This window comes from Flagellimonas amphidinii, assembly GCF_013090115.1.
Taxonomy (GTDB): Bacteria; Bacteroidota; Bacteroidia; order Flavobacteriales; family Flavobacteriaceae; genus Flagellimonas; species Flagellimonas amphidinii.
Genome location: NZ_JABFNN010000027.1, coordinates 1 through 13,014, shown reverse-complemented (window position 1 = coordinate 13,014; position 13,014 = coordinate 1). Strand labels below are relative to the sequence as shown.

The 13,014-nt window shown below is 38.1% G+C and carries 11 protein-coding genes; 6 read left to right on the top strand and 5 right to left on the bottom strand.

Annotated features, from left to right (window positions below; translation table 11 throughout):
* Nucleotides 1-68: 68 nt before the first annotated feature.
* Both HJC33_RS04710 and HJC33_RS04705 read right to left on the bottom strand, forming a co-directional pair.
* Nucleotides 69-464, bottom strand: coding sequence for a DoxX family protein (locus HJC33_RS04710; RefSeq protein WP_171657650.1), 396 nt, complete (start codon nucleotides 462-464; stop codon nucleotides 69-71).
* Between the two features lie 11 nt (nucleotides 465-475).
* Nucleotides 476-1,627, bottom strand: coding sequence for a DNA polymerase III subunit (locus tag HJC33_RS04705; protein WP_171657649.1), 1,152 nt, complete (start codon nucleotides 1,625-1,627; stop codon nucleotides 476-478).
* 132 nt (nucleotides 1,628-1,759) lie between these two features.
* Here HJC33_RS04705 and HJC33_RS04700 point away from each other — a divergent pair, with 132 nt between their 5' ends.
* The 3 genes from HJC33_RS04700 (at nucleotide 1,760) to HJC33_RS04690 (ending at nucleotide 5,656) form a co-directional block, all read left to right on the top strand.
* Nucleotides 1,760-2,950 carry a phosphoglycerate kinase gene (locus HJC33_RS04700; protein ID WP_171657648.1) on the top strand — a complete coding sequence of 397 codons (1,191 nt, stop codon included), beginning with the start codon at nucleotides 1,760-1,762 and terminating at the stop codon, nucleotides 2,948-2,950.
* Nucleotides 2,951-3,070: 120 nt separating this feature from the next.
* Nucleotides 3,071-4,648, top strand: a complete 1,578-nt coding sequence (locus HJC33_RS04695) for a lytic transglycosylase domain-containing protein (RefSeq protein ID WP_171657647.1) — start codon at nucleotides 3,071-3,073, stop codon at nucleotides 4,646-4,648.
* Between the two features lie 12 nt (nucleotides 4,649-4,660).
* On the top strand, nucleotides 4,661-5,656 hold the full coding sequence (locus tag HJC33_RS04690; RefSeq protein ID WP_171657646.1) for a DUF4837 family protein: 996 nt from the start codon (nucleotides 4,661-4,663) through the stop codon (nucleotides 5,654-5,656).
* Nucleotides 5,657-5,745: 89 nt separating this feature from the next.
* Here the strand turns inward: HJC33_RS04690 and HJC33_RS04685 are convergent, their stop codons facing one another.
* The 3 genes from HJC33_RS04685 to tatA form a co-directional block, all read right to left on the bottom strand.
* Complete coding sequence (locus tag HJC33_RS04685; protein WP_171657645.1) at nucleotides 5,746-5,916, bottom strand: DUF6747 family protein; 171 nt, start codon at nucleotides 5,914-5,916, stop codon at nucleotides 5,746-5,748.
* A gap of 254 nt (nucleotides 5,917-6,170) precedes the next feature.
* Complete coding sequence (locus tag HJC33_RS04680) at nucleotides 6,171-8,234, bottom strand: OmpA family protein (RefSeq protein WP_171657644.1); 2,064 nt, start codon at nucleotides 8,232-8,234, stop codon at nucleotides 6,171-6,173.
* A gap of 231 nt (nucleotides 8,235-8,465) precedes the next feature.
* Nucleotides 8,466-8,660 carry a twin-arginine translocase TatA/TatE family subunit gene (gene tatA, locus HJC33_RS04675; RefSeq protein ID WP_116184433.1) on the bottom strand — a complete coding sequence of 65 codons (195 nt, stop codon included), beginning with the start codon at nucleotides 8,658-8,660 and terminating at the stop codon, nucleotides 8,466-8,468.
* A 166-nt stretch (nucleotides 8,661-8,826) separates the two neighbouring features.
* Between tatA and HJC33_RS04670 the strand changes: the two genes are divergently transcribed.
* From HJC33_RS04670 to HJC33_RS04660, 3 genes are read left to right on the top strand one after another with little or no spacing between them, the layout of a single operon-like run.
* Nucleotides 8,827-9,696 (top strand): M23 family metallopeptidase, encoded by an 870-nt coding sequence (locus tag HJC33_RS04670; protein WP_171657643.1) that lies wholly within the window; start codon nucleotides 8,827-8,829, stop codon nucleotides 9,694-9,696.
* 2 nt (nucleotides 9,697-9,698) lie between these two features.
* Nucleotides 9,699-11,195 carry a GH3 auxin-responsive promoter family protein gene (locus HJC33_RS04665; RefSeq protein WP_171657642.1) on the top strand — a complete coding sequence of 499 codons (1,497 nt, stop codon included), beginning with the start codon at nucleotides 9,699-9,701 and terminating at the stop codon, nucleotides 11,193-11,195.
* 54 nt (nucleotides 11,196-11,249) lie between these two features.
* Nucleotides 11,250-12,938, top strand: coding sequence for a DUF6909 family protein (locus tag HJC33_RS04660; protein WP_171657641.1), 1,689 nt, complete (start codon nucleotides 11,250-11,252; stop codon nucleotides 12,936-12,938).
* The last annotated feature ends 76 nt before the right edge of the window (nucleotides 12,939-13,014 follow it).

Below are 13,014 nucleotides of genomic sequence, written 5' to 3'. Positions count from 1 at the left end.
TTATAATCAATAAAAAAGGGGCCATTTAAAGAATGGCCCCTTTTTTGTTTCTTTAAATGGAAGAAGTTTTATTGCATCAGGTATACTAAGAACACAGTTGGAATCAAATAAATAACAATAGTTCTGGCACCATCATAATCTTTCGCCACACGTTGCCCAAAAAGTAACAATAAAAGAGTAACAGCAGAAATTACAGCACCTAGAAAGCCAATAGTGCTTTCGCCATCAAACTCAAATTGAAAAATACCAACAGCACAAAGAATTCCAGAAATCATTTCCAAAAACAAAACCACTCCAAGAAGCACGGGCACCAATCCCTTGAAAAAGGTTTTGGAAAAATGGCCTTTAAGCCATCCTACATTACCATTCCAGTCCATTATTTTATCAATTCCACTTTGCAAAAAGGTGATGGTCAAAAATACCATTAGCAAAATTTGTGTGGCATGTGCGCTAAAGTTTTCCATAATCTTGTTATTTAGGCGGCTTTTGCATGTAAGAGCCGAGTGAGTTTAATGGATAGGTCTGTAAAAATAAGTTTGGAATTACCATTACGTTCCACGTGGAAAATGGCCTTTTCCAGTTCTTCCACAATGTCTAAAATATTGTTTTCGTGAACAAAAGGAGCAAATTTCTTTAAATCAAAGCCCTCTAAATGAATTTTTGCGTAGACCAAGTCATGAGCTTTAAAATTAAGCAACAATGCCTGCCGCATTATGGTTAAGCAATAATGTAAAAATTGTTTTTGCACCTCTCTTCCGGTTTTGGCCACCTCATCACTCCATAAAATGAGTTCTTGTACCGCACCTTTATTTCCTTTGGCCTTAAAGGCACTTCTTACCCATTGTACAAACCATCGTTCAAAAATCAAATCCTCAGAATCTTTGTTGAGAAGATCCAATGCCTTATTGAAATTTCCATTGGCTTCGTGAGCAATTGAGTGTGCTTCATTTTCAGTTATTCCTCGTTCTTGAAGAGCTTTGGCAATATCCATTTCTGCCAAAGGGGGGAATTGTAGAATTTGACATCGCGACCGAATAGTATTGATAATTTGCTCTTCTTCCTCTGCAATCAACAGCAGAACAGTTTTTTGTGGAGGCTCCTCAATGAGTTTTAAAAGTTTGTTGGCAGAAGCAATGTTCATTTTTTCAGCCATCCAAACAATCAGTACTTTGTAACCACCTTCATAGGATTTAAGAGAAAGCTTTTTTACAATATCCTGGGCTTCGTCTACACCAATTTGTCCCTGTTTCTTTTCTATACCTATATGTCTGTACCAATCAAACAAATTCCCATAAGGCTGCTCATTAACAAAATACCGCCATTCTTCTAAATAATTGTCGCTCACCGCATGTGATTTCACTTTGTCCGAATTGGAAACTGGGAAAGCAAAATGAATGTCAGGATGGGTTAAGGAATTACACTTGGTATTACAAGCGATATTTTCTCCATCATTCTCCCCGCTAGTATTACTGCAAAGCAGATATTGGGCATAGGCAATGGCCATGGGCAAAGTACCTGACCCTTCAGGCCCCACAAATAATTGTGCATGGGCAACCCTTCCAGAAGCAGCGGTTGCAACCAGATGATTTTTAATGTGCTCCAGACCTAAAACATTTTTAAACAGCATGTTCCAAAGATACATTTTTTAGGTTCCAAAACTTTTGCGCTTTTTTTGTTGATACCGTAAAAATATAACAATAGCTTCCAGAGCAAGAGGCAGGAAATCTTTACATTTGAGCTTCTCAAAAAGACGCACCTTATGAAAACCATAGATGATTACAATTTTGAAGGAAAAAAAGCCCTTATCCGTGTAGATTTTAATGTGCCTTTGGATGGCGATTTCAATGTGACAGACACCAGTAGAATTGAAGCGGCAAAACCAACTATTCTTAAAATATTGGAAGATGGAGGTTCTGCTGTTCTGATGAGTCACTTGGGAAGACCCAAAGGCAAGGTTAATCCAGACATGTCTTTATCCCATATTTGCGAAAAAGTATCGGAAATTATAGGAGTTCAGGTAAAATTTGCAGGAAATTGTATTGGTGAGGTGGCCAAGACCGCTGTTTCAGAACTGGAAAATGGAGAAGTGCTGTTATTGGAAAATCTAAGATTTCATGGCGAAGAAGAACAAGGTGACGAGGTTTTTGCTGAGGCACTTGCGGAACATGGCGACATCTATGTAAACGATGCCTTTGGAACAGCTCACCGAGCTCACGCATCAACAACTATTGTGGCTAAATTTTTCCCAGAGAATAAATGTTTTGGATACCTGTTGGCAAAGGAAATCAAGTCCATAGAAAAAGTAATGCAAACTGGCGAAAAACCGGTTACAGCTATATTGGGAGGTGCTAAGGTCTCTTCTAAAATTACCATTATCGAGAACATTTTGGACAAAGTGGACAATTTGATTGTTGGTGGTGGAATGACCTATACATTTGTAAAAGCCCAAGGTGGTAAAGTAGGGGAATCTATTTGTGAGGATGATAAAATGCCTTTGGCCTTGGATATTCTGAAGCAAGCTGAAGCAAAAGGAGTTAAAGTACATTTGCCTGTTGATGTTTTGGCAGCTGATGATTTTGACAACAATGCCAACACCCAATATGTTGATGTAAATGAAATTCCAGATGGATGGCAAGGATTAGATGCCGGCCCTCAAACATTGGAAAACTTTAAGCAAGTCATTCTGGATTCTAAGACCATTCTTTGGAATGGCCCTGTAGGCGTTTTTGAAATGGAAAGTTTTGCAAAAGGTACCATCGCAGTTGGAAATTTCATTGATGAAGCTACTCAAAACGGTGCTTTTTCGCTTGTTGGTGGTGGAGATTCCGTAGCAGCTGTAAAACAATTCGGTTTTCAAGATAAAGTGAGTTATGTATCTACCGGAGGTGGAGCCATGTTGGAAAGTCTTGAAGGAAGAACGCTTCCGGGTATTGCCGCAATATTGGACTAGCTGATTCGTTATGGATTAATGGGGCTTATTCCAGATTTTGTTGTTTTAACTCTGAAAACTTTACTATTTCAGAAAAAAACACCAATTTAGTCGGCTCCCACATCCAAATCCGCTATCCGAATGAACCAAAAATTGAACATAGCCGTATGGGCCGCGCTTAGTTTTTTATCTGCATCCTTGTTTTCCCAAGAGAAGGATTCTATTAATGCATCTTCTCTTAAACCCATTGCCATAAATGTGGCTGAGGATAAAATTGATGGGGAATTGATTGAGTTGGAACCCCATAAACAAGGTTTCCAATTGAAAGATTTAGACCAAGCGCAACGTTATGACAGTCTTTGGCTAAAAGAGCTTCACGCTAGTGCACAATTGTTCAGCGAAATGCTATTGGAAGTCCAAAACCCTTCAGTTATGGATTCAGCTATGGTTGATTTGCCAACAGATACCCTAAAGGCAAGGTTGGCAAGGTTGGATGAAAAAACGCCTTTCAATATTGCATACAACCCATCTTTGGAAAGCGTTATCAAGTCTTTTCTGGTACGTAAAAAAGACTTGATGCAGCGGATGATTACAGCCAGCCAGTTCTATTTTCCTCTATTTGAACAAGAGCTGGACAATCAAGACATCCCATTAGAGATTAAATATCTGGCCATTATTGAATCAGCATTGAATCCAAGGGCAAGATCAAGAGTGGGCGCCAAGGGTTTGTGGCAGTTTATGTACAGCACTGGAAAAATGTATGGCTTGGATGTGAGCAGTTATGTGGATGAGCGTCATGACCCCATTTTGGCCACCAAGGCAGCTAGCAAATACTTATCAAAACTTTATGAAATTTTTGGTGATTGGGATTTGGCATTGGCCGCATACAATTCTGGTCCAGGGAATGTGAACAAAGCCATACGTAGGTCAGGAGGGTATGAAAACTATTGGAACATTAGACCATTTCTTCCACGTGAAACAGCGGGATATTTACCAGCTTTCTTGGCTACCATGTACATTTTTGAATATGCAGAAGAGCATGGACTTCAATATAAAAAAGCTGAAAGGCCCTATTTTGAAACAGATACGGTACATGTTAAAAACCTCATCACTTTTGATCAAATATCCAAATTGGTCGATGTGAGCAAAGAGGAATTGGAAATGCTAAACCCATCCTATAAGCTCAATATTATCCCTAAAGTTGAAGGAAAAAACTATGCGTTGCGATTGCCAATTTCTAAAATAGGAAAGTTTGTCTCTAATGAAGAGGCCATCTATGCTTATGCCAAAAAAGAATTGGATTTGTTGGAAAAACCGTTGCCCACATTGGTACAGACCAAAAATCAGATACGGTATAAAGTTAGAAGTGGGGATTATTTGGGCAAGATAGCAGAGCGCTATGGTGTTGGGGTGAGTCAGATAAAAAGGTGGAACGGACTACGTAGTAACAATCTAAGAATAGGTCAACGCTTGACCATATTTCCTAGAAAACCATATATCCCAAAGCAAACAACTTCAAAAACGAGTACTTCCAAATCTTCATCTGGTGCCGTGGCAGGTACCTCAAAAGTGCATACGGTACAGGAGGGAGACTCCCTTTGGACCATTTCCAGAAAATATCCTGGAGTTTCTATAGAAAATTTACGAGAATGGAACGGTCTTAGTGGCAATAACCTAAAACCAGGCACAAAACTTAAATTGTGCGATTGTTCTTCGTAAATTTAACACGTGATGAAAAAATTTGGAACACTATTTTGCGCCATCTTCATGATGGTATTATGGTCTTGTAAGGATTCTGGACCTAAAGCTCGATTTCTTCCCCCATCCACAGGTGGTATCAATTCACTCATGGTTGTCATGGACACAGACCTTTGGAAAGGTGCTGTCGGGGATAAAATAAGGGAACATTTTGCGGCTCCGGTATTGGGACTTCCGCAAGGTGAACCGAAATTTTCCATAACCCAGATTCCACCTCAGGTTTTTAAAGGAGCTACGACTTATTCTAGATCCGTACTTTTTGTGGAACAGGATACTGTTTCTTTGGCCCATATTAAAGCCGATGTGTATGCCAAGCCACAAAAGGTAGCTGTGGTGAAAGGAGAAACTTATAACGATTTAGCCGGAAATATAGATTCTTTGGCCTCGATGGCGATTGCTTCTTTTAAAAAGGTGGAAATTGCTGAAGCTCAAAAACGATTTACAAGGTCTTTGAGCAAAGATAAAGCTCTACAAGAGGAGTTTGGGATAAACCTAAAGGTGCCATCACTATACAAAGTTGGTAAGCGCGAGAAGAATTTTGTGTGGATGGATATTCAAATTCCAAAAGGCACCATGAATATCGTTGCTTATACCATGCCTGAAGATAGTTTTGCCAATGACTCTACTTTTGTTGCCGAAATTGTAAAAATGAGGGATTCCATAGGGAAAAAATATATTCCTGGCCCTTATGAGAATACTTATATGATGACAGAGAAAGCTTTTGCACCATATGTCTTTCCTGCCATAGTTGGAGGCAAGAAGGCTGCAGAGGTGAGAGGTATTTGGGAAATTAATGGTTATCCCATGGCAGGTCCCTTCCTAACTTATATCATCAATGATGAAGAAAACAATAGAAAGCTCATTTTAGAAGGCTTTACTTTTGCTCCTTCAGAAGAAAAAAGAGACTATATGTTTGAATTGGAAGCTATTCTCAAAACCTTGGATTTTAATGCTCAATCCGAGCAATAGAATAACGACAACATAAAACAAAAAAGCCCGAGAACCATATAAGTTTCCGGGCTTTTTGTTCTTTAAATGCTTATGGGGAAATAAATATCTTAGTCGAATGCAAATCCAGTTGCAATTCTATATATAAAAGCATATAGCACAATAAAGAACAGGACGAAACTGAACCAAGCAAATATTTTAAAATACCTCTCCAACAAGTAATGCCCTAAGTTTCTAAATCCTTCTAAATAAATTTCTTTAACAAGTAATAGTTTTTTCATAAGTCACAGTTTTAAGATTTAAAGACAAGACAAAGGTTGTGCATCTATGAGGGGATGAAAAAACAATAGGACAAAAGGGCCAAAAATGTTGATGAAAGCATTTTCTATTGTGCAAATTCCTTGAAAGGCAATGTTTTATCGTTGTAACACATTTATTGGATTGCTACATACCGAGTAGGATTGTCGATGAACGGCATCAACTTTGGAATATGTGCATTAAAAAAGCCCCTTATGTGGGGCTTTGTATTTTTAACTTACTGCGAAACAATTATGAATTCCGACCTACGGTTTTCTTGGTGTTTACTTCTTGGGCAACGTTTTCCATCTGTACAATTATTGAGCAAACGTTCTTCCCCATATCCAATGGCACTTTCTATTCGTGAAGAATTGATGCCTTGTGCAATTAGATAGTCTCTTGTGGCCTTCGCCCGTTTATCAGATAGATATTGGTTGTACTCTCTTTTTCCAATAGCATCCGTATGGGATTCAATTTTAATGACCATATCCTTGTACTCTGTCATTACAGCTACCAGTTTGTCCAATTCGGCAGCTGCTTCTGGTCTAATTGCAAACTTGTCAAAATCAAAATAGATTGCTTCTGTTTCCAATTTAAGAACACCTTTTTCCTCAACAATGATTTCCTTAAGTGGTTTCAAAGATTGTGTGATTTTAACCGTTTCATTGTCTTGGGTCATTACAGGTGCTGTGGTTTCAAAATACCCCTTTTTAACTGTTTTTAGGGTATAGCTGGATTGTGGCATTAAGTTTTTGAATACAAATTTTCCATCAGTTTCAGTATTTACTTGTGCTATACGTACGTTATTCTTATCAAACAATACCACTTTGGCATCTGGAACCATTTCTCCGTTAGAAACATCTTCTACAAAACCAGAAATCTCATTGCGGTTTATGAGAAATTTGAAGGAGTAAATATCATCATCTCCCTTACCTCCTTTTCGGTTGGAGGCAAAATAACCTTTCTCCTGTTTTTTGTCGATAATGTATGAAAAGTCATCTCGGTTGCTGTTGATTGGCTCTCCCAAATTGATTCCTACACTGAAGATGCCATCAGCATGATTTGCCTTGTAAATATCCAGTCCGCCCATGCCCATATCTCTATCAGATGAAAAATAGAGGGCATTTTCTGTGATGTAGGGGAACATTTCCTTTTTTGAAGTGTTTATGGCCCTGCCCAAATTTTTAGGCTCGGAAAACGTCCCATTTTCCAAAATGTCCACCACGTAGATGTCAGTTTTGCCATAACCCCCTGGGCGATCTGACACAAAATATAGTTTTTTGCCATCAGAACTTAAGGAAGGATGTCCTGTTGAGTAATCCTCATTGTTGAAAGAAACCTCTACTGCAGGGGTCCAACTGCCATCCACTAGCTTAGATTGATAGATTTTTAAATGATTGACACCATTTTTTCCGCGTTTTAGTCTTTTCCCATAATTGTTTCTAGTGAAATAGATGGTTTTTTCATCCGGCGAAAATGCCACAGAGGCTTCGTGATATTTAGTATTGATGTTTTTTGAGAATTTTTGAGGATTGACCAAATCACCATCATTATCGGATTGAGCTTCCGCAACGTAAAGATCTAGGAAAGGTTGATTGTTCCATCTATAACGTCGAGTTGTAATAAAAGCAGAATCCATGGCAGATGAAAATACCACACTGGAATCTTTGTGGAACATTGGGGAAAAATCTGAATACTTCGAGTTAATGGCCATATTTTTGATTTCCACCAAAGCAGGCCCTTTCCAAGAAGTTGTTGCCAGTTCCCTATTGCTAAGAGGTCTTCCATTTTTCTCGTGGAACAACTTTGTAAGTTTGGCAGCTCGTCTATATCTACCGGTACCTTTTAAAGCATGAGCATATCTAAAGAACTTGTCCTCGGTAATTTCTTGCTTGTATGTTTCGTAGAGTTCGTGATACCATTTATAGGATTTATCGAGATTACCGCTGTAGTAATGTGAATCACCTGCTTTAGACAAAAGCGGATAGGTATGCTTTGCTTGTGTTTTTTCAAGAACTATATCATAAACACGAGCGGCTTCTGCATACCACATTTTATCAAAGTATTCGTCACCTTGTTTTATGAGCTTTTCTGTAATGCCCTGCTTCCTAACATATTGCATCAGCTTTCTATTGCTAAGCCCTTCAAGATGATTTACGTAACTTTTTTCAATTACAGAGGTATCCTCTTCCATTACAATTGATGCAGAGGATTCATCGTCGGCAAAATCCAATAGGGATATTTCTTGGGATCTTATGCCAAGCGAAACTAAAATAAAAGAGATAAAGAACAGTATTTTCATTAGAACTCAAGCTGCTCAAAAAATCACATAGTGATTAATTGGAGGCTAAGCAAAAAGAGCTTAACGTCGATTTCAAACGCTAAAGTAAATTAACATTATAGCGTATATAATTTTTTGTTGTGAAAGGGAAGATTTATGGCGTGAATGATTCAAAAATGTGGTTCTTCATCGAGAAACCCTTTAAAAACGGGGGATAATCATGGTAAGAAAAATCTTCCTAAATGGATATGCTTAGGACTCTGTTTCCTTTCCCCCTTCTAATTTTTCATCCTCTTTCGAGGCATCTTTGAATTCTTTGATACCACTGCCCAGACCTCTCATTAGTTCTGGAATTTTTTTGCCCCCAAAGAGCAATAGAACCACTACCACGATCAGTACAATTTGCCATGGGCCAAGCATTCCAAGTAAAATAGTTTGAGCAATCATAAAATATGCCTTTAAATGAAAGAGTAAAATTACTAAAAAGAACCTTAAGAGGCTATGTAATTAACGAAAATTAGTAATTCGAATTGCTCGTAAGGAACTAGAATCGTATGATGTATTTTAAAAAGCTTAACATCAAAATCAAAATCTAAGGTTATCTTTGCCCATCATGGCAAAGGATAGTAAAAAGCGAAAAGAAATTAAGCGAAAGCTTTTGCACAAGTACCGTTTGGTGATTCTCAATGAAAGTACTTTTGAGGAAAAGATATCCTTTAAGCTCAACAGATTGAATGTTTTTGTAACAGGAACCTTATTTATTATTGTTCTCATAGGTCTTACCACACTTTTTATAGCTTTTACTCCATTAAGGGAATATATTCCAGGATATTCATCTACTAAATTAAAAAGACAGGCCACGGAACTCACTTACAAAACAGATTCATTGGTTACGGTTCTCAATTATACCAATAGGTATTTAGACAATGTGAGGCTCGTGTTGCGTGGTGATATTGAAAACAATGAAACGAACAGGGATTCTTTGTTTGAGCAATACAAATTGGATCCATCATCTGTCGATTTAAGTCCAATACGTGAAGATTTGTTGTTGCGTGAAGAAGTGGAACTTGAAGATAAGTACAACCTTTTTGAACGAAATATAGAAAATGTTGGAAGCTTATTGTTTTCGCCTGTTACTGGAACCCTTTCACAAACCTTTGATGTAAAGGCCAAACACTTTGCGGTTGATGTAGTGGCGCCAAAAGATACTCCTGTAAAATCAATTGCGGATGGAACAGTACTATTTTCAGAGTGGACCGCTGAAACAGGTTACGTTATTATCATTGAACATCAAGACGGACTTACATCTGTATATAAACACAATGGTTCTTTGAGCAAATCCCAGGGTGATTTTGTAAAGGCAGGTGAAGTAATTGCCTCTATCGGTAACACAGGAGAACTTACTACAGGCCCACATCTGCATTTTGAACTTTGGAGAAAAGGTCAGGCTGTTGACCCTTTGAATTATATTGACTTTGATTAAAAATGTCGCTAAAAGCATTTGCAGCAAAACTATTTGCCCATAACATAGCCCGCAAAACTGCAAAATGGGCTGCAGATCCCATTGCAACCCAAGAAAGAGTATTTAGTAAACTCATAGTCAAGGCGAAGAATACCAAGTTTGGTAGGGAGCATGATTTTGATAGAATAAAATCACACCAAGATTTTGTGGAAAGAGTGCCTGTTAGGGATTATGAACAGTTAAAAAACTACGTTGAAGATATTATTGAAGGACAAAGTGATGTATTGTGGCCAGGGAAGCCCATCTACTTTGCCAAAACTTCTGGCACTACCTCTGGGGCAAAATATATTCCGATTACAGAGGAATCCATCAAAAATCAAGTTGAAGCATCAAGAAACGCCATATTAAATTACATCCACGAAACAGGAAAGGCCGGTTTTGTAAATGGAAAGATGATATTTCTTCAAGGAAGCCCAATCTTGGAAGAGAAAAACGGTATCAAACTAGGGAGGCTTTCAGGAATTTCAGCGCATTATGTGCCCAATTATTTGCAAACAAACAGACTTCCCAGTTGGGAGACCAATTGTATAGAGGACTGGGAAACGAAAGTGGACAGGATTGTTGAGGAAACCCAAAATGAGAATATGACCGTTATTGCTGGAATTCCTTCTTGGGTCCAAATGTATTTTGAAAAGCTCAATACAAAAACCAATAAAAAAGTTGGTGAGCTTTTCAAATCTTTTCAACTGTTTATCTATGGTGGGGTGAATTATGAACCCTATCGGGCCAAATTTGAAAATTTGATTGGTAGAAAAGTAGATAGTATTGAATTATTTCCGGCTAGTGAAGGTTTTTTTGCATATCAGGACAGCCAAAACGAAAAAGGAATGCTGCTACTGCTAAACTCAGGTATTTTTTATGAGTTTGTAAAGGCAGATGAGTTTTTTGAAGCTAACCCAAAACGTTTGACCATTGCAGATGTGGAACTGGACGTGGACTATGCCATGATTTTATCTACTAATGCTGGATTATGGGGCTATAACCTAGGAGATACCGTTCGGTTTATTTCTAAAAACCCATACAAGGTCATTGTATCTGGTAGAATTAAACACTTTATATCTGCATTTGGAGAACATGTGATAGCCAAAGAAGTCGAAGAGGCTCTAAAAATGGCAGTAGAACAAACAGATGCATTGGTAAATGAGTTTACAGTAGCTCCACAGATAGATCCAGAAAATGGTGAACTTCCCTATCACGAATGGTTTGTTGAGTTTGAGATCCCTCCATCAGAACCTGAAAAATTTAGCAAAGCCATTGAAGAGAGCATGCAAAAACAAAATAGTTATTATTATGATTTAATAGCCGGCAATGTTCTTCAACCTTTGAAAATAACCCAGATACAACCTAACGGATTCCAAAATTATATGAAAGCACTGGGGAAACTAGGAGGACAGAATAAGGTACAACGGCTGGCCAATGACCGGAAGGTGGCAGAAGCACTTCAACCCTTTAAAATATAGATTGATAATAACTGTTCAGCTTTCCTATTAATTCCCTTATTTTTGCCAGAAGATATGATGGCAACCAAGGTAAAACAAACTACTCGGGCACAGGAATCCACCAATGCAATAGAACGGTTGTATATAACCATGAGACATCTTTTGAATCGTGGATTCTATAAACCTTCAGGAGTATCAGGAAATGCACTTAGGAGTGCCCTTCTATTATTAAGACCAGAGATTTATGGCTCTGTTGCCGAGGACAAAGCAGAGCTGAATGGACTCATTTATGTTTTGGAGCGATTGCCAAAAGGAATTGAAGAATGTCGCTTTATCAATCTTACTTCAGATGAAGGCTTTTCCAAATCACATCTAAAAGCTATTGTTCCGCCAAAAAGAAGGAGAAACTGTTATCGTATTGACGATGAACAGATGAACATTGAGATAACCCGTGGAAGAAGCGACATCTACGATATTTTGACACACCTTACTTTTTTGTTCATTGAATCTGGTAAGATTTGTAAGCGGGTGTTGGTTGAAGACGGCAATGCAACTATTCGTGATTGGGATAAGTTGACCGAATTTGTCTTAAGTGAGGAAAAAGAAGAAGCAGAAAGAGAAGTAGCCATGATTCATACAGCCAATATTCTGGGAAGAACCTATGATGAGGTTGTGGAAATTCAGGATAAACTAAAAACCTCAAAAGATCCTGACCGCTTTTTAAATGTAATTTATTGGTTGGGTAAACTGGCCCTAGAAGAGGAAACAACAGGAGATAAAAGAACTATTACATTTAGTCCCTTACTGCGAGAAAGATTAGGGCATCACATCCATGGAGAACGATGGGCCAATAAAATCAAACAAACCCTTAATGAAAATGGTTTGTTGGAAAGACCCATACATATCATTAGTGCCAATATGCATAGTGTTATGAATTCTCTTTTTGCTAAAAAAACCTTAGCAAAAGAATTTCCCAATACAAAATCCCTTGATATTTACGAAGCTTTGAGCTCTTCTGAAAATGAGGATCTTCGAAAGAAAATAAAATCTGTTGGACAACAGAACGGAATGATTTTTTTGGACGATGAATCCGGTGCCAATATAGATATCCAAATTTTTGATTCGGCTAAGTTTGGAAAAGACACCTGCTGTTACGATTTGCCAGAAGGTATTTCTGAAGATGAAAAACCCATTATCTTTGTTATGGATTATGCGTTTGGAGAGCAGGCCTATGAGACGATAGACGAACTTTTGAAACCGTTGGATGAGAATGGTCAAAAGAAGTTTTTGAATGTAGAATCCATTTCCATTATGGGGAAGGCAGGAATTTTAGAGGGCGGAAAAGGTGATCTGATGATTCCTTCTGCACATATTTTTGAAGGGACTGCGGATAATTATCCTTTTGAAAATGAATTGTGCGCCAAAGATTTTGAAGGATATGGCTTAAAAGTTTTGGAAGGTACAATGGTCACTGTTTTAGGAACGTCATTGCAAAACAAAGACATTCTAAGATTCTTTTACGAATCAACATGGAATGTAATTGGTCTGGAAATGGAAGGTGTTCATTACCAAAAGGCAATTCAGTCGGCTTCAAAAATCAGGAAGAGTATAAAGAAAGACATTAAGGTAAGATATGCCTATTATGCATCAGATAATCCGTTAGAAACAGGAAGCACTTTGGCTTCTGGTGGTTTGGGCACAACAGGGGTAAAACCCACTTATTTAATCACAGATAGGATTTTAAAACAAATATTCAATTCATAAAATGGCGGACCAACCAGTACATCAGAACACTTCAGATGAGATAGATTTGGGACAATTGTTCCAATTGATTGGAAGA